The organism is Streptomyces sp. ISL-43, assembly GCF_018614195.1.
GTDB lineage: Bacteria > Actinomycetota > Actinomycetes > Streptomycetales > Streptomycetaceae > Streptomyces.
Map to the genome: position 1 here is coordinate 1 of NZ_JAGGOT010000109.1, position 17,085 is coordinate 17,085.

Annotated in this window: 16 protein-coding genes; 9 read left to right on the top strand and 7 right to left on the bottom strand. The window is 69.5% G+C overall.

Features of this window, described 5'->3' with window-relative positions; translation table 11 throughout:
- Positions 1-197: 197 nt before the first annotated feature.
- The 3 genes from J7F03_RS39655 to J7F03_RS39665 form a co-directional block, all read right to left on the bottom strand.
- Positions 198-1,319, bottom strand: coding sequence for an NAD(P)/FAD-dependent oxidoreductase (locus J7F03_RS39655; RefSeq protein WP_214958073.1), 1,122 nt, complete (start codon positions 1,317-1,319; stop codon positions 198-200).
- Positions 1,320-1,348: 29 nt separating this feature from the next.
- The gene (locus tag J7F03_RS39660) at positions 1,349-4,819 is read right to left on the bottom strand and encodes a LodA/GoxA family CTQ-dependent oxidase (protein WP_214958074.1); all 3,471 of its coding nucleotides are present in this window, start codon (positions 4,817-4,819) and stop codon (positions 1,349-1,351) included.
- A gap of 522 nt (positions 4,820-5,341) precedes the next feature.
- A complete protein-coding gene (locus J7F03_RS39665; RefSeq protein WP_214958075.1) occupies positions 5,342-5,485 on the bottom strand; it encodes a hypothetical protein in 144 nt (47 codons plus the stop codon).
- A gap of 23 nt (positions 5,486-5,508) precedes the next feature.
- Here J7F03_RS39665 and J7F03_RS39670 point away from each other — a divergent pair, with 23 nt between their 5' ends.
- The 4 genes from J7F03_RS39670 to J7F03_RS39685 all read left to right on the top strand — a co-directional run bounded on the left by J7F03_RS39670 (position 5,509) and on the right by J7F03_RS39685 (position 9,617).
- Positions 5,509-5,991: a hypothetical protein gene (locus tag J7F03_RS39670; protein ID WP_214958076.1), complete on the top strand. Its 483-nt coding sequence runs from the start codon at positions 5,509-5,511 to the stop codon at positions 5,989-5,991.
- 185 nt (positions 5,992-6,176) lie between these two features.
- The gene (locus J7F03_RS39675; RefSeq protein ID WP_214958077.1) at positions 6,177-6,833 is read left to right on the top strand and encodes a hypothetical protein; all 657 of its coding nucleotides are present in this window, start codon (positions 6,177-6,179) and stop codon (positions 6,831-6,833) included.
- A gap of 351 nt (positions 6,834-7,184) precedes the next feature.
- Positions 7,185-7,907 carry a hypothetical protein gene (locus J7F03_RS39680; protein WP_251073183.1) on the top strand — a complete coding sequence of 241 codons (723 nt, stop codon included), beginning with the start codon at positions 7,185-7,187 and terminating at the stop codon, positions 7,905-7,907.
- A 78-nt stretch (positions 7,908-7,985) separates the two neighbouring features.
- Entirely contained in the window at positions 7,986-9,617 is a 1,632-nt protein-coding gene (locus J7F03_RS39685) for a LodA/GoxA family CTQ-dependent oxidase (RefSeq protein ID WP_214958079.1), read from the top strand.
- Here J7F03_RS39685 and J7F03_RS39690 read toward each other — a convergent pair.
- Together J7F03_RS39690 and J7F03_RS39695 are read right to left on the bottom strand one after the other, a co-directional pair.
- Positions 9,541-10,128, bottom strand: a complete 588-nt coding sequence (locus J7F03_RS39690) for a DUF4158 domain-containing protein (protein WP_214958080.1) — start codon at positions 10,126-10,128, stop codon at positions 9,541-9,543. The two genes, J7F03_RS39685 and J7F03_RS39690, sit on opposite strands and share 77 nt — an antisense overlap.
- Before the next feature lie 172 nt (positions 10,129-10,300).
- Positions 10,301-11,737 (bottom strand): IS1380 family transposase, encoded by a 1,437-nt coding sequence (locus tag J7F03_RS39695; RefSeq protein ID WP_214958087.1) that lies wholly within the window; start codon positions 11,735-11,737, stop codon positions 10,301-10,303.
- A 186-nt stretch (positions 11,738-11,923) separates the two neighbouring features.
- Between J7F03_RS39695 and J7F03_RS39700 the strand changes: the two genes are divergently transcribed.
- The 3 genes from J7F03_RS39700 (at position 11,924) to J7F03_RS39710 (ending at position 14,888) form a co-directional block, all read left to right on the top strand.
- Positions 11,924-12,559 carry a TetR/AcrR family transcriptional regulator gene (locus J7F03_RS39700; RefSeq protein ID WP_214958081.1) on the top strand — a complete coding sequence of 212 codons (636 nt, stop codon included), beginning with the start codon at positions 11,924-11,926 and terminating at the stop codon, positions 12,557-12,559.
- A 593-nt stretch (positions 12,560-13,152) separates the two neighbouring features.
- Positions 13,153-13,944, top strand: coding sequence for a transposase (locus tag J7F03_RS39705; protein ID WP_374104458.1), 792 nt, complete (start codon positions 13,153-13,155; stop codon positions 13,942-13,944).
- Positions 13,945-14,093: 149 nt separating this feature from the next.
- On the top strand, positions 14,094-14,888 hold the full coding sequence (locus J7F03_RS39710) for an IS5 family transposase (RefSeq protein WP_214958083.1): 795 nt from the start codon (positions 14,094-14,096) through the stop codon (positions 14,886-14,888).
- Here J7F03_RS39710 and J7F03_RS39715 read toward each other — a convergent pair.
- Entirely contained in the window at positions 14,836-15,384 is a 549-nt protein-coding gene (locus tag J7F03_RS39715; RefSeq protein ID WP_251073184.1) for a hypothetical protein, read from the bottom strand. The genes J7F03_RS39710 and J7F03_RS39715 overlap by 53 nt on opposite strands.
- 200 nt (positions 15,385-15,584) lie before the next feature.
- Between J7F03_RS39715 and J7F03_RS39720 the strand changes: the two genes are divergently transcribed.
- Positions 15,585-15,995, top strand: a complete 411-nt coding sequence (locus tag J7F03_RS39720; protein WP_214958084.1) for a RidA family protein — start codon at positions 15,585-15,587, stop codon at positions 15,993-15,995.
- A 129-nt stretch (positions 15,996-16,124) separates the two neighbouring features.
- Here J7F03_RS39720 and J7F03_RS39725 read toward each other — a convergent pair whose 3' ends face one another.
- Positions 16,125-16,565: a hypothetical protein gene (locus J7F03_RS39725; RefSeq protein WP_214958085.1), complete on the bottom strand. Its 441-nt coding sequence runs from the start codon at positions 16,563-16,565 to the stop codon at positions 16,125-16,127.
- A 198-nt stretch (positions 16,566-16,763) separates the two neighbouring features.
- Here J7F03_RS39725 and J7F03_RS42890 point away from each other — a divergent pair, with 198 nt between their 5' ends.
- Positions 16,764-17,069 (top strand): PQQ-binding-like beta-propeller repeat protein, encoded by a 306-nt coding sequence (locus J7F03_RS42890; RefSeq protein WP_374104457.1) that lies wholly within the window; start codon positions 16,764-16,766, stop codon positions 17,067-17,069.
- Positions 17,070-17,085 lie beyond the last annotated feature (16 nt).

Here is a 17,085-nt window from a genome sequence, read left to right on the forward strand (position 1 = left end):
GGGGCAGGGGCAGGGGCAGGGTCGGGGTCGGGGCTCAGTCCGGTCAGACCAAGACCCGGGTCGTGATGACCGCCCTCGCCCGCGACTTGCGGCTCTGACCACCGCAGGCAGCGGGGGATGGGCGGATACCGAACGGTCCGTCCCAGGCTGCACCGGCTGAGAGGGTCCACCGGCCGGACCGCCACCGGTCCTGGCGGTCACCCGGTCCCGGCGGGCGCCTGCGGCAAGGGCGAGTGGTCCGGGAGCCGGCGGCGTCGGAGCCAGAACGGGGTGTCCCATCGGCGTTCGATCCGGTAGCAGGCCGCGCGGGCGTGCAGGAACTCGGTATGGACCCCGGTGACGAGACCGGCGTAGCGGCGGATCGCGTCCTCGTCGCCGCCGGCATTCGCGGTGAGCGCGCCGGCAGCGGCGATGCCGGTCGCGAGCGCGGAGGTGATGCCACGGGCGGCGACGGGGTCGGTGGCGGTGGCCGCGTCGCCGACCGCCGCCCAGCCGGGTCCGGCGGCAGGAAGGGCGCGGGACGTGCCGGCGCGGAGCACGGCGAGGCGTTCGGGCGGCCGGGCATGCATGGGCAGCCGGGCGCCGATGTGCCGGCTGAGGCCGAGTGCGGCCCACCATCCGTCCGGTGTCCGCAGTCCCGCCTGCCCGACGAGGTCGGCATCGGTGACTGCCATGACGACACGCTCTCCCGAGGGCAGGGGCGCGGTGTACCACCAGCCGAAGGGCGTGGACTCGATGAGTGAGGTGTGCTCGGTGCCGTCCTCGAATCTGCCGCTCCCGTCGCCTCCCTGACCGGTGTTCGGCACGCGAGCGGTGATGGCCACGAGGTGGTCGGTGTGCACCAGCCGTGCGCCGATCCGGCGGGCGAGCCGGGCACGCGCCCCCGTGGCGTCGACGACGTACGATGCGGTGACCTCGGCCCCGGAGACGGTCGCCCGCCAGTGGTTCCCGGTGCGTGTCACGCCGGTGACGCTGCCCGGGCGGTGGCGCACGCCGGCGTCACGGGCCGCCTCACGCAACGAGGCGTCGAACCGCCGGCGGTCGAGATGCCAGCCCGGCCCGTAGGGACTGCGGACGAAATCCGATGTGGTCAGGGCGGCTCGCCCCCAGGCGGAGCGGTTGCCGTAGCACGGCAGGTGGCCACCCGTGGCGACCCGGTCGAGGACGCCGAGGCGTTCCAGCAGGGTGCGCGCGGGGGGAGCCAGGCTCTCTCCGACCCGCCACTCGGGCGCGGAATCCGGGTGGACGAGGACGACTTCGGCACCGGAGTGCGCAAGGGCGAGGGCGGTGGCCGCCCCCGCTGGCCCGCCACCAGCCACGAGGACGTCCGCGCCGGCGCCCGGCCGGGTCAGTGGATCCCGCCCATGCCGTGAATGCGCACGCGCAGCGGGCTGTCGGGTTCAGCCACCGGCTGGGGCGTCGACAGGCTCACCCGGGTGACCGGAACCTGCGGGTCAGGCAGCGGGCAGCCGGCCTCGACCCACTCGTCCACGATGTCCTGGGGGGTGCCGGTGACGGGCAGCTCTTCCACGAGTGCGGGCCTGTCGACCGACGCGAAGAATGCGCGTACGAAGTCCGTGCCGCCCTGCGTACCGCCCTCCGCACGGGCCGCACCCTCCTCGCCCGACTCGCCGCGGGCGCGATTGGCTGGGTGGGCGACAGCGGCCAGCAGCGCCTCCGTCGGCTGCAGGGACCACCAGGCGGCCGGCCGCTCCACCAAGTGCTCCGGGTTGCCCGGCTGCGGCCCCACCACGGCGCCCACGTCGGAGAACAAGCCGTCCGGGCGGGCGCGCATGGCATCCGTGAGGAGGACCATCGACTCCAGCGGGGAGAAGGTGCGCGGCGGGGACGGCTGTCGGCCGAGCGAGTCGATCCACTCCCGCCACAGGCCGGTCTCCTCCTCGTCGAACACCTTGTACATGGGGCCGTTCCAGCTGAACAGCTCGAAGAGCCTGCTGCGTTTGTGGTCCCCGGGGGTGACCCAGTCGGAGGTGCTCAGAGTCCGCAGCAGCCCCTCCGGGTCGGCGAACCAGTCGTTCAGATAGCTGCCGCCGAGCCTCTTCCCCTCGTGGTTGCGCGCGGCCCAGGGAGCCCTGTCCTCGATCATCCTGATCAGCCGCTGTTCGACGGTGGGCGGTCGGAGCAGCCGTGAGGCGATCTCCTCGCCCAGGGTTCCTGTGGTCTGGAACGCCACGTAGCCGTTCCAGATGCGCTGCCACTGCCGCTGGACCGCGTCGTCGCCCCCGCCGGCGTACATCTGGTCGAGGTGGAGCATGATGGCGTCGCGGGCGAGCGCGCCGTGTCCCTGAGCCGCGTTGTCGATGCCGATGTGCATGCGGTAGAAGCGCGAGTCGATCTGGTGGTGGTCCAGCAGCTCCGCCATGGGTACGACACCGAGGATCTCCCACTCCAGGTGCAGCGTCATGCCGAGGAGCTCGGGGAAGAACTCCTCGGGATACAAGGAGATGGCCAGTTCGAATGCGGGGACGGTGTACGCCGAGTCGAGGATCTCGGGCCGGGTGGAGAAGGCGTAGGAGTCCACCGGCGGCAGGAAGATGCCCAGTTGCTCCAACAGGTTCTGGTACAGGCTGGAGTGGTTCAGCGCCGGGTTGCCGTCGCCGACCTCCTCCTTCCAGATCGTGAACAGGAGGGCGTGGACGTCGTCGATCGGCTTCGCCGGGGTGATGTTGCGCAGCCAGACGCCGTCGAGCAGATTGAAGGGGGCCATCTGGCGGACCCGTTCGACGACCGACTCCCGGGTGCGGAAGAGCGGGTCCCTGCGAGGATCGGCGGCGTCGTAGGCATCCGCCTCCTGGGCGAGCTGCGTGTAGATGAGGTCGAGCCGCTCCTCCAGGTTCTCCCGGGTGTAGCGGAAGGGCCGCAGCGTCTGCGGTGCATGGGGGCTGTTCTGGGCGACCACGGCGTCGGCCAGGACCTTGCGGACGTATTCGCGCGAGGCCTTGACCTGCTCGGGGAACCGGTCGGGATGCTGCAGCGTGTAGAACCATTCGCGGTCGCTGAGCCCAACGTGAACGGAGCGTTCGGTCTCGACCAGGGCGCGGCTGCCGTCCGGGGCCCGGCGGGGAACCACGAAGCCCAGTCGGCTCCACTGCTCGACCATGTCGTTGTCGCCGGCGTGCTCGCGGATCCGCTTCCACTGCTCGGCCACGCGGGTGCGGTACGCGCCGTCGCTCTCGCCCGCTCCCCGGACCAGTTTCGGCTTGTAGATCACCTGTTGCCCGACCCCGCGGGCCCAGGGCTGCCGGAACGGGAACTGTCCGGCGCCGTCCGCGCCCTGATCGCCCGCAGCGCGGATCAGGGCGAGAAAGTGGGATTCGGGGTACACGTCGTCGGGCCGCTGGGCGGGCCACCAGTGCGTGTTGCACTCGTAGAAGTCGGCCTGCCAGGGCAGGGCCATGTACTTCGTCAGATCGCCCGGCGCGAAGTCCTCGCGGACGCGAAAGGGTCCGGACCAGGTCTGCGGCCGCTGGACGATGTACGTCGTCTCGATGCCGGGATAGAACGGGCCCCCGGAGCAGGCGTCCAGAGCCGCCTCCACCAAGGCGTGCGGTTCCTGTGCCAGGGCCAGCTCCCCGGGTACGGGAGCCCGGCCCGCCCAGTCGGCGGTGAAATCGCCCTCGGCCCAGCGCCGCATCCGCTCGTACTGGCCCGGCAGCAGCGCCATCCACGTCAGGGGCCGGCCATCCACCGGGTCCCCGTCGTCGCCGGCGAGCTGCGGCATGTACTCGGAGGTGGCTTCCGCGACGTTCGGCTCCGGGCTGCGCAGGCGCTCGAAGACGCTGGTACGCAGATCCTTGCTGCCGGGCGAGTTCGAAGCCAGTTGCCCGAGCATCCCCGGGGCGGTGAAATGGCCGGCCTCGCCCTCGCCGTGGCCTCTCAGCGCGGCGGCATTGACCCACTGGTAGTCGCTGACGCGCTGCAGGATCGGGTAGATGTGCCGGGTGAACGAGACCTGGTCCTCCTGCCCGTACCCCTGGGCCTCGGCGACCACGTCGTAGAGGGTCACGAGATTGGTGGTGTGCGGGGAGAAGTCGGGCGGTCCGACCAGCACCCACGCGGACCGCGCCTCAAGCGTCCGGCTCGTGCCGCCGCCGTCCCCGCCCCCGCTGCCGCGCAGTGTCACGGTGGCGGCCACCGGCCCGTCGGACACGTCGTCGTACCAGTAGTCGTTGTTGGCGTAGTGGGTGATCGGATTCTCCGCCGCGGTCGTCCCGGAGTGGCCGGAGCCGCCGAGGACCAGCAGCCGGCCCTTGTCGTCGGTACGGAGCTCCCCGAGCGGCACCGGCCTGCCGAGGAAGGTGCCCGTGTCGAACCGGGCCGTGCCGCCGTCCTGGGAAGGACCGGTCACGGTCCGGGGGCCCGGCTTGATAACAAGCCGCGCGCGGGCCACGGGGTCGTTGACGTCGATCCCCGGGTTGCGGCGGTTGCGCGGGTCCTGGACCCCGGTCACCGCTGCTGCGGTGGCAGTTTCGCCCGGTGTATTCTCCGGCGCGCCGTGGAAGCGCCCGAGGAACTTGAACCAGTCGGCCTTGGAGTTCGCGAGCTCGACCGTCCACGAGATTCTGGCGTCGTCCGCCGTCAACTCGCCCAGGACATTCCCGTCCTTGTCGTAGCCGTACACGCGGAATCGCGCCGCCTGCCGCTTCACCCGCCCGGCCGTGTCCTTGAAACCGCCGTCGGGCTCGGGCGGGACTCCCGGCCGCTCGGGGCCGATGAAGAACTCGGTGGGGCTGTTACCCACGCGAGAGATGCCGATGGCCGGATGGATCTCACAGCTGACCACGTTGTCGAGATTCACAGATACCCGCCTCCCCTGTCGCCTCCGGAGCCCGCGACAAGAGGATGGAACAAAGGCGGCGTCAGGTCACGGACCGTCACCTGTTTGGAGCGGTGCGGGTGTCAGCCAGCCTCCCTACGGCCGACCCTAAACGGACTCGTCGAACGTCGAACTTCTGCTCCAGCGCCAGGCCGCCCGCCACGCCACCGGGAACGGGAACGGGAGACAACGACGGGCGGCCTGCAGTACAAGCCACCCGCCCTAGACCCAGCCCACACACCCCAGATAGCCCGGTCTCTGACTCATCACCACACAGGCCAGCGCTCGGGTGATCTGATCAGGGCATGACCAACGAGCACTGACACGCAGCCCCGAACGGCCGCCACACCCGTAGACACCGCACCACGCTGTCCAGCGACAACGCACGCCGATGACACCGAACACACCGCATCAGAATGTCAACACCAGGAGTAGACCTACCCCTGACCAGCAAGAACCACGACCAACCCCACGATGACAACTACCGCAGCAACGTAGCGACAATCACCCGCGGTGTCGCAGGCGGGGCAGCCCGGTGGCGCCGATGGGATCGGTGAAGAGCGGCCCGTCGATGCCGGTGACGGCCCGGTGCAGGAAGGCCGCAGCTTGGAGCAGAGGGCGGGCCCAGACGGGCACCGGGTGGGTCATGCAGCCTTGCCGCATGTTGTTGCATGGTGGACGGAAAACTGACCAAGAGCGCCCTCGAGTTCATCATCGACCATCCGCTGGATCCGGAGGACAATTACCTCAGCCATGCTGTCGTCGAGAGCGACGAGATGAAGAACGTCTACGACGGGGAGACCGTCCTGGACGGGACCGGCGGCGCCGAGATCGTCCTGCCGGACTGGTTCCAGGCGCTCAACGAGCGGTTCCGCTACCAGCTCACCGCCATCGGCCGCGCAGCCCCGAACCTGCACGTGGCAGGGGAACTGGAGGACAACCGGTTCACCATCGCCGGCGGCGATCCCGGCACACGCGTCTGCTGGCAGGTGACCGGGGTCCGCCACGACCCCTACGCGCGCGCCAACCCCCTTCTCGTGGAGAGTTCCAAGGACGGGGACGAGCGCGGCAAGTACAGGCACCCCGAGGCGCACGGCGTGTCGGGCGAGCGGCGGATCGAGCCGCCCGCGTACACCGCTCCCGCGAGGGGATGACCGGCTCGGCTTCGTGCTGATGCTGAAGGCGGACCTATCGCGGACGGGCCGGGCCCCACCCGAACACGGAGATGCGCAGTTAGACCAATCTCAGCGCCAACGGCTGTACCAATGTTCCTACCGAGAAGCTCGCCACCCGGCGCCCAGACCAGACCTTCCTCCGCTGGTGCATGAAGGCGGGCCGGATGCCCAGCCTCACCCTTCCGCCCCAGGTCATCACCCAGGATCAGGCGCCACTGCACCAGCGCCGCCGACTCGCCATCCTCCGACGGGTCCTCTACGACGACTCCCTGCCTCTGCGGAGCAGCATCGTTGTCGCACTCGTTCTCGTCTATGCCCAGCCTGTCAGCCGCATCGTTCGTCTCACCATCGACGACATCACCGACGACGGCACCACCATCTCCGTCTGCTTGGGAGATCCACCGTCGCCCCTCCCGGAGTCCATCGCCGAACTGATGCGGGCCTACGTCCACTCCCGCCAGCACCTGCCCTACGCAAGCAGCCGAAGTGCCCGATGGCTCTTCCCCGGCCACCAGCCCGGGCAGCCGATGAACCCGGCCAGCCTCCAGGCCCACCCACGCGAGATCGGCGTCCCTCCACGGCGCGGCAGGACTTCCGCGATCCGCCAGCTCGTCCTTCAGGCCCCAGCCCCCGTCATCGCGAAGGCCCTCGGCTACGACGGCAAGACCGCCACGCGGCTGGTCACCGAAGCAGGCGGAACTTGGAGCCGATACGCCCCGGTGACCACCAACGGTGACACGCAGGGACTCGCGCCAGGTCCGCTGAACCTCGCTTGTCCTGAACGTGGATGCGCAGTTCGGTGCCATCCCGATGGCGCTTAGAACGTCCGAACAGCCCGACAGCGGTCTCCGACTGATCACGAGGCTCATCAGGGTCGACATAGGTGAGGACATCGTGGTGGTGCCCGGTGACGACCCATTCCAGGACGTAATGATTTCCGCTAAACGGACCTTTTGGGGATGAATGTAATGGTTGTTACGAAGCGGAACGACGTCGCAGGTGCGGACGGTCACCGACCGGTAGCGGTCCGCCATGGACCGCTCGGGGGCCTCCGATGGCGATCTTCCGGCCCGTGTGTCAGCCTCGAAGGTGGCCGTGGGAGCGTTCCAGCAGCTGGCACAACAGCGCACGACAGCGGGGAAACAGCTGGCCATACACGGGAGATGAGGCCGATGCCGGTCGAACCGAAGGCAGCCCACGGAATGCTGGTGGTGGGTGAGGAGACGGTCTACCTGTCCCACCTGCCCATGTTCATGCGTCCTCATGATTTCCAGGTCCTGCTCGAAGTGACCCTGAAGAACGGGTCGGGTGACGCGCAGAAGACCTATTCCGAGGACCGCAGGACGACGGGAACGGACGTCTACACGCTGAACCCGGAGCCGTTCCGCATCTCCGATCTGGTCACGCCCGAAGGGCAGCCCGTGATCACCTCATTCAACGGGACGCTGTTCCGGGGCCACTTCGAGCGCGGCGGCACGGAACTGATCGACCCGGTGACGGTCGAGGTCCAACGGGTGGTGCATTTCCGGCAGTTCCATATGCATGCCACCCGACCGCCGGACCTCACCTACCTCGCCTTCGGGAAGGGCAAGGAGCTCTTCCTCGCCCATCTGATCACCACGCCGCCCGATTTCGATCACCTCATGGCCATGGGGAACGTCAGAAGCGTCTCGGGCGTCACGCTCACGGACGAGGTCCTGGGGAAGGGGCCGAGGCTCGCGATCGTCGGACGGGCCGACCGCCCGGACGACAGGCTGCGCGAAGGCCAGCAGGTGGCGGCGCGTTTCCTGGACGGCGCGGACCACGCAGCGGACGGCGTCGATCTGCGGTTCTCGCTGGAGCGGGAGTTCTACGTCGAGGAAGGCGAACTGGCCACGGGGAGCCATTCCCACTGATCCGGCTGATCCGCTCCGCCCGGCCGCCCCAGCCCCCCAGCCCTTCACCTACGCCCGACCCTTTCACCGGGAGCGGCCATGCAGCTCGACGATGTCGTCCACTGCGAGATCCATCCCTCGATCGGTATCGCCCGGGTCGGCGACAGCCCCGACTCCCTCATGATCGGCCCGGAGTCCCCGGGCATCCCGCCGCGGCCCGACGGAGGCTTCAAGGACTCCGCCGGCCGGATCAAACGCCAGGCGGCCCGGTTCCGGCTGTTCGGCTACGACCGGGCCGGTACGGTCCTCGGCGAGATCACCTCGGCCGAGGCGCGGATCACCTGGACCGCGGAACTGGCCAACGCCAAGGGCGACTGGTTCACGTTCGCCGGGCGCGCCCACCAGTCCACCACGGACGCCGACCGCCGTAACCGGCACATCGATCCCGCCGACACCGCCGCCCGCGCGCGACTGATCGTCCGGCCCGGCCCGCGCAGCGTGACCGGACCTTCCCAGGACGGCGCGGGCGCCCGGTTCGACACCGGGACCTTCCTGGGAACGCCGGTACCGCTGGGTGAACTGCGGACGGACGAGGCCGGCCGGCTGCTTGTCCTCGGCGGGTTCGGAAAGTCCTTCTCCACCAAGCCCGCCCATCCGGTCCACGACTACGCCAACAACGACTTCTGGTGCGACGACATCTCTGACGGTCCGGTCCGCGCGACCGTGTCCCTGGGACCGGAAGGCCGGCAGGTGCCGGTGACCCCTGCGTGGTGCCTGGTGACACCGCCCGACTTCGCCCCGTACACGGCGAACCTGATCACCCTGTACGACGTCGCCCTCGAGGTCGCCCGCGCGTCGGGCGGGCTGCCCACCCCGCCGGAGGTTTCCTTCACCCGCGACATCCACCCCCTGCTCGCCCGGCCGATCGAACTCGCCTGGGTCAACGAAGTGGCCCGCTCCCGGCACGGCGACCGTGCGACGAACTTCCTCACGCCCGACCGCCTCGCCCGGCTGGCCTCGAACTCCGCCACCGACGCCCCGATCCGCCGCGCCGTCTTCCGGAAGCTGCGCACCCCTGGGGCCATGCTTGTCAGCCAGGCCAACATCGGGTTCATGCCCCTCCTCGCGGCCGATGGCGCCCCGCAGGACGACCAGCCGCAGACCTGGCTGACCCTGCTCCCGGGCCAGTACGAACGGATGCGGCGCTGGGCCGCAGGCGACTTCCTGGCCGACTGGACCGGCCGGGTGCCCGCCCCGGTCCCCTTCGACGCCCTGCCAGCGGCGGAGCAGCCGCACGCGCTGGTGCGGGCTGCGCTGGAGCCGGCCGGCGGCGGCGGATTCTTCCCCGGCATCGAGATGACGTACATCGCCGACGACCCGGTCACCTGGTCCGCGCCATTCCGGCTGCGCGAGGCCCTGATGCCGGGAGACGTCACCAAGTACATGGCCCTGCCCTGGCAGGCCGACTTCTACTTGTGCCGGACCCACTGGTGGCCGGCCGCGCGTCCCGATGAGGTGCTTCCCGAGCCGGAACTCGACGCGCTCCTCCACGGCGCGACCGGGGCGTTCCAGGAGTGGGACCGGGGCATCGGCGACGGCCAGGACGACCAGCTCGGCATGAACGAGATGGTCACGAAGTGGAGCGGCCTCGGATTCATCGTCGCCCGGCCCGGCCCGGACGGCCGCGAGGTCCTGGTCGAGACGGAGCGGACCAACCCAGAGCCTGCGTAGGAGCGGCGCGGTGAGCGGCTGCGACGTTCTCGTCGCCGACGGCGGCCCCGCCGGGTGCGCGGCGGCGCTGGCCCTCGTACGGGCGGGGGCGGACGTGGTCATCGTCGCCCCCGTCGCCCCACATGCGGTCGTGGATACCCGCGCAGATCGAGGCGTTCACCTCGGTGCGGATCTTCGAGGCCATCTTGTCGAAGGTGGAGAACCCCGCCAGCTCCAGCCCGGCCTCCACCACCTTCTCCAGCGCGATGTTGATCAGGTCCGCCGGGCGGTTCTTCGCCGCGGCCTCCTTACGGATCGACTGCTCGACGATCCTCCGGGCCCTGGCCTGGTCGTACGTCACGCCGACCCGCTTGCGGACCAGGCCCCGGTGATGCTTGGCCGTCCTGTCCGCCCGGTACGCTGGCAGCGTGCCCTCCGGCAGCTCCACCTGCCGCCGCACGAAGTCCACCACCATCTCGGGGACGTCCTCCAGCGCCGGGAAGCACCCCATGCGCTGATAGGACTTCAGCATCAGCATCAGCATCAGCATCAGCAGCAGCGCTAGCCTCGCTGTTTCGCTTGGGGTGACGAGGTGACGCTGTGGGGTCGATCGAGGCGGTATCGGGCGGTGGGTATGGTGGGGACCCGGCGCGTTGGTCGGGTTCTCCAAGGTCTTTCGTGTCGTAGGTGGCCGGGGCGGCTGGTCAGTTGGCGGGGCGGGGTAGGGCGGCCAGACGGTGGAAGGCGGCGGCGAGTTGGTGTCGCCAGGGCCAGGTTGCTGCGATCCGCAGGTGGAGGCGACGGCCGCCGCGGGTGAGACGGGCAGCGACGTGCAGGATCCGGTAGCGGAGTTTCTTGGGTTCGGCGGTAGCCAGCTCCCCATCCAGCAGCAGGACGCGCATCCAGGCCAGCAGATCGATCGCCGCGAGGCTGAGTTCGAACCAGACGGCGTTGACGTGGAAGTTGCGGGAGGGGAAGCGGCCGAAGCCGGTGGTCTTGCCGCACCGGATGTGGTCCTCGACGGTGGCATGCCCGCGGTGGCGGACCTCCAGGAACTGGGCCGAGCCGCCTGCGGAGTACGGGGTGTCGGTGAGGAATACCTGGTGGCGCAGGCCCTCGTCCTGGTCGAACAGGGATAGCTGGGCTCCGGGGTGCGGCCGCTCCCGGCGCACGATGATGCGGGTGCCGGCCGGGTAGCCGTCCAGGTCGACCATCCCGGTCAGCTCGGCGACCTCGGCGCCACCTCGCAGAGTGCCGTCCTGGTCCAGGGCGGGATGCCAGAGGCGGTCGGGCATGGTCCGGATCGCGCGGCGGACCGGTGTGGTGACCGCGTATCCGACCGAGAAACGCAGGTGAAGGCCGTTGTCACGCACGTCGCGGACGTGGGAGAGGAAGGCTTTCGCGGATCCGGCACTGTCGGCACGGACCAGGATGTCGGTGCCGTGCCGGTGAGCGTCGGGGATCTGCGCGAGCGCCTGGTCGAACACCGCAATGTGATCGGCTGCAGTGTTGGCTCCGGAGTTGCCGGGCCGTAGCCGCCCCGACATGGCCTCGCCGGTGTTCGCGAGGAAACACAGCAGCGGATGGAAGCCGAAGCCGCCCTTATAGGTCGGGGCGGCCTGCTCTTTCTCGGAGTGGCAGGTGACCAGCGTGGCGTCGAGGTCCAGGACCAGGCCGGGCAGTTCGCGTCCGCCGGCCTTCACTGCGGGTATCGCGGTGCGGGTCTCGGCGGCCTGCAGCCAGGCCACCTCCCGGGCTGCGGCGCGGGCCGACCGCAGGCGGTCCAGTATGCGTTCGTCGACGGCGGCCAGCAGCCGCCAAGCCGTCGGCGTGGAGGCCACCGGGCCGAACACCTCGCGCTGGTCCCGCAGAACGGCCAGATCCGTGATCGCCTCGCCGCCGTCGGCGAGCATCACTGCGAGATCGGTGGCGATCCGGCCTGGATCATGGCCGGTGCCGCGCGGCCGAAGCGGCCGGAGCACGGTGGAATACGCCGCCGTCAGCCCGGTCGCTTCGGCGAGGTCCGCCAGCAAACGTGCTCCGGCGTGCCCGACCACCCCCGACCCGTCAGTGGACACCACAAGCCGGGGCCGCGAACCGATATCCTTCACGCAGAAAGTGCCTTCCTCTGGCGACGACAGAACCCCTAGACAAGGTCCATCGTCCCAGCTCAGGAAGGCACTTTTGCGTTTCTACCCAACCCTCAGCCGCACCCCAACCGAAACGGCGAGGCTAACCGGGCACCAGCCCCGAAACCCGGGCGGCCGGAAGCCCTGACGACACGACGAAATCAGGACATCGGGTGGGCGGAGGAGAGGAACGAGACGATGGGCAGGCCGTCCCGACCGCCGCTGACCCGGGAAGACGTCCTGCGGGCCGCCCTCGCGCTGGTCGACGAGGAAGAGCCGGACGCCTTGTCGACGCCGCGCATTGCCGCCCGTCTCGGTGTGAAGGGGCCCTCGCTGTACAACCACGTCTCGGGCCGCGAGGAGATCATCGACGGAATCCGCGAGCTCATCGTGGCCGAAGTGGATCTGGATGCGGGCGTCCGCCCCTGGACGGCGGCCGTGGAAAGCTGGGCCCGCGCCTACCGCGCCGCATTCGCGGCGCACTCGCACACCATCCCGCTGCTCGCGGGCCGGCCTGTGAGGTCCCCCTCGGCGCTGTACGGCTACGCGCAGGCATTCGGCGTGCTGCGCGACGCCGGCTGGCCGGAGGAGTACCTGCTACCCCTCGTTCAGTCCGTCGAGTACTTCCTCAGCGGCTCCGCCCTCGCCCTCGTCGACGCGGCGTCCGGCGTACCGCTGTCGGCCGAAGACCTCCCGCACGGCCTCGACCCCATCCTGAACGCCCCACCCGACTACCGTGACATCGCCTTCGAGACCGGCCTGTCCGCGCTCATCCGCGGTTTCCAGGACACCCTGCACACCCTCCGACGTGACGCTGCCGGCACACCGCCGTGATCGCCAAGCGAGTGGCCGGAGGATGGCCCATTCCTCGTCGTGGCGGTCGGGAACGAGACGACCGGGGCTCGCCCACCGGCGGGCGAGCTCAGCGAAGATCGGCTCCAGCTCGGGCTGAGAAACTGTTTCACCACTGCGCTTCGCCGATGGCGGCCCTGCGCCTGATCCTTGTCGTGGCGATCATGCGTGGTCCGGCCTCTACTGGTGGGCTCGCATATTCAACTATCGCCAGTTCCCCGTGGAACCCAACCTGCCGGTGACCGTGTGGGATCCCCAGCGGCGTATCGGTTCCAGGTCCCGCCTGTCTCGCTGAGCAGGCGTGTGGTCTTGTTGTGGTAGCCGAGAGCGTCCGCGACGACGGGAGCGGGCATTTCAAGGAGCTATGCCGGTGCGGCGGTGGCCGATGAGCGGACACCAGGCGCGTTCTGGCGGGGCTTGCGGCTGATGGCGATTGACGGGACGACGCTGCAGGCCGCCGACACGGAGGCCAACGAGGCCGGGCTGGGACGGTTGCGGACCAAGGCCGGGAAGGGGCCCACCGGATATCCGCTGGCCCGGGTCATGGTCCTGTTCGAGTCCGGCACCCACGTGGTCTGCGACGCCGCAGTCGACTCCTACCGGGTCAAGGAAGGTGTCCTGGCCGAACGGCTCGCCGGCTCACTCCAGCCGGCATGCTGCTCCTGGCCGACCGCGGCCTGCCCGGAGCCCATTTCTACCGGCTCATCACCACCCTCATGGACCCCGCTGCGGCGCCGGCCGCCGAATTGGCCGCCCTCTACGGCGAACGCTGGGAGGTGGAGAACATTCTCGCCGAACTGAAGACCACCCAGATCGGCACCCGCACCGTCATGCCCAGCAAGAGCCCGGACTTGGTCTTCCAGGAGGTCTACGCGCACTTGGTTCTCTACACTGATCTGAGAGTCCTGATGCACAGAACCGCGGTGAACCGCAGTGAACCCCTTGATCCGGACCGGCTCTCCTTCGCCGCGGCCCTACGGGCAGCCCGCCGGAGCATCACCACGCTGAACAGGGATTTTCCCCCTCAGCACTTGTCCACGGTGGCCCGTGAACTCGAGGAGGAGATCAACCCGCCCCGCAGACTCCGGGCCGTGATCCGCCAGGCGAAACGCAAGATGTCCCGCTTCCGTCCTGGAACCCAGACCGGCCACGACCACCACAGCCACCCCGCCGACCAGCAGATTCCCTCCAGGTCATCGTGGCCGTCGCCCCCTCACCAGACCCCTGAATCAACGGCATTGTGTTTAGAAGCCGTATCTCAACCGATCATGGAACGTGCGGGTCGAACAGGGTTCTCACCGGGGTGGTCTTCCCGTTGTACGCGCATGAAGGCAGGGCCTCTCGGTAGCTCGGGGATGCGAATCTGACCGAGCAGTACCAGGAGGCCCTGTTGTCACATGTGTACGCGGTTACGCCTGTCGACTTCAACTCGTCCGTCGTGTCGTGCGATTGTCTCGCGCACGCGTACGGCAATGCGGCGGATCATCCGGACCGGGTGCGTCGGTATCCGTCGGATATGACGGACGCGGAGTGGGCTGCGGTGCGGCCTCTGCTGCCGGTGCCGGCCTGGCTGGAGGGGCGGGGCGGGCAGCCCGAGGGGTATTGCCACCGCCAGATGCTGGACGCGATCCGTTACCTGGTCGCGGGCGGGATCTCCTGGCGGGCGATGCCCGCCGACTTCCCCCGCTGGGCCCGGGTCTATGCCTTCTTCCGCCGCTGGCGCGAGAACGGGCTGGTCGCGGAGTTCCATGACCGGCTGCGCGGCCGGGTGCGGGAGCGTGCGGGGCGGGAGGCGGAGCCGACGGCAGGAATCATCGACGCGCAGTCGGTGAAAGCCGCCGCGAGCGTTCCCGCCGCCTCACGTGGCTTCGACGGCGGCAAGCTGATCAACGGGCGGAAGCGGCACATCGTGACCGACTGCCTGGGCCTGCTGCTGGTCGTGGCCGTGACCGCCGCGAACATCGGGGACCGCGAGGCGGCCGTCGGCCTGCTGACCCGGTTGCGCGGGCTGCACCGGGACATCTGCCTGGTCTGGGCCGACGGCGGCTACACCGGATCCCTCATCGACTGGGCCCGCGAGAAACTCGCCCTGACCGTGGAAGTCGTCAAACGGACCGACGATACGAAGGGGTTCGTGGTGCTGCCGAGGCGGTGGGTGGTCGAGCGCACCCTGAGCTGGCTGATGCACTCGCGGCGTCTGTGCCGGGACTACGAGACCCTGACCGCCACCAGCGAGGCGATGATCCAGTGGTCGATGATCACGCGGATGGGCCGCCGCCTGGCGAGGCCACGAGCCTGCGGCCGGGGCTGAACGCGCCCGACGCCTCCTGGAGCAACCAGCCCCGCTCGGCCAGGCGTTTCGCCTTCGACCGCACCCCTTCGACCTTCGCCGCCACCGCTGCGTCGATGCCCATCACGGCCGCGATGTCCTTGGCCCGCAAGGGTTCCAGACCCGGCCGGTCCTGCAGCACATTCAAGATCCGCTGATTGTCCAGCGAGAGCACCGACACCGCCAACCCCTCCCGCCAGGGCGGCACCACCGCCCCTGGAACCGACGCGGACGCAGGCGCGGGAACGGGGCCGGGCACCGTTCCGCCCCCGCCCTCGGCCTCCTTCGCGGCAGTCGTCTCGGCGGCGGATGCGGCCAGAGCGTCAACGAGTTCTTCGCGTGCGATCACCCGCCGGTCCAACTCGATCTCGCCGGCCTCCAAAGCCGCAGCCGCACGGGCCGCCTCCTCCCGCAGGACCTCCACCCGCTCGCGGGCAGACGCTTCCCGCGCCTCCAGCAACCCCAGCATCGACGCCATCGCGCACCCCTCGACGAACAAGCAGAAGCAGAACGCCGGATGCCTCCCTCACCCCGACCGAAACCATGCCTGACCAGCGAAAATCAAACGATCACGTTCGGTTGAGATACGGCTTCTTAACGTTGGGGGCCGCTGCCGAGTGCCTGCCGGTGGGTGAAATTGCGGTGCGTGCCGGCAGTGCGCTGGTCAGACTCGCAGACATGACTGAGAAGATCACCCGCATCAATCCCGAGCAGCTGCATCAAACGCCTGGCTACCACCACGTCACCGTGGTGGAGACTGGCCGCACGGCCCATCTTGCAGGGCAGTGTCCGCTTGATAGGGGCGGTGACCTCGTCGGTTCCGGCTCTTTGGAGATGCAGATCGACCAGGTTGCTGCGAACGCGTTCGCGGCTCTCGCAGCCGCGAACGCTCAGCCTCGACATGTGGTGCGGTCAGTGGTCTACGTGCGGAGCGACGACAGAGACGTTCTGGGTGCCGCGTGGCATCGGCTCGCCGAATCTGTCATCGGCCCGGCGTTCACAACGGCCAGCACGCTCTTGGGCGTCGCCCAGTTGGGCTTTCCCGGACAACTCGTCGAGGTGGATCTCACCGTGGCGCTGCCTGACTGAGTCTGCTCGCCACCAGGCTCTGAACAGCGTCTCGAACTGGGTAGCCCTGCTGGGAATTCGCTGGACGCCGGGGCGGCTTCCGTCTGATCCTGTGCTCCGACCAAGGTGCACGTGACCAAGACGAAGGCCTCAGCGGCGGCCGGTGGCCAGGATGACGAGGAACTGGCCGCCGCCCGCCTCGATGTCGGCGGTCACCGGCAGCCCCGGTACCAGTCGGGAGAACCGGTCCACCAGCCAATCCGCCGCTTCTTGAGCGTCCTGCCTGGTCGGACAGCGGCCCACCATCTCGCGGCCCCCTTTGCGCTCCAGCCGCGCGGCAACGGTGATCAGCGGCGCGGGGTCGGCCACGTACGGGCGGTCCGGCCAGGCGATGACCACCTTGACCGCGCCCTTGCGGGTGTTGCACCCGCGGTGCGCGAGCCGCTCGGCGACCTTGGCCTTCCGGTCGGAGGTCCGGCTGTCAACGCTGGGCCCCTGCGCGTCGTTCACCGACTTGTCGGGGTCGACCGGTTCGTCGCACACCCAGCACCGCCAGCCGTCGCGCTCGGCCACATCATCAAGGAGACTCATCCGAGCAAACTAGCCTGCCCAGCCGCCACCCCGCGCACCAGGGCCTCGGCAACCAGGTGAGCCGTGGTCCATGGTGCTCCTCAACGAGGCTTCCACCTGCGTACACGCGACGGTGATGTCGGTAACCGAGGGGCGTGCGCTTCCCTTCCGCACCACGTGCGGAACTCTGCCAGGTGAGCGGCGATCGGTCTCACGGGCGTGGCCAGGGGTGGAGAGGGGCGCGCCGTACGGAGGCGTTGGAGCTGGGAGATCCGAGGCGGGCGGGTCCCTGCCACGCCGGCGGTGATCGACGGGGTGGTGTACCTCGGCGGCGAAAGGGGTCTGTATGCCCTTGACGCCGCCACCGGGCAGCAGTGGTGGAGGTTCTCCACTGGAGGTGAGTGGGGCGAGGGGTCAGGGCCGGCGGTAGCCGACGGGACCGTCTATGTCGGCAGCGGAAGCAGCCAGTACGCGGTGGACGCCCACAGCGGTCAGCAGAGGTGGGCGTTTCACACCGGCCACTAGGCCGTGTTTTAGGAAG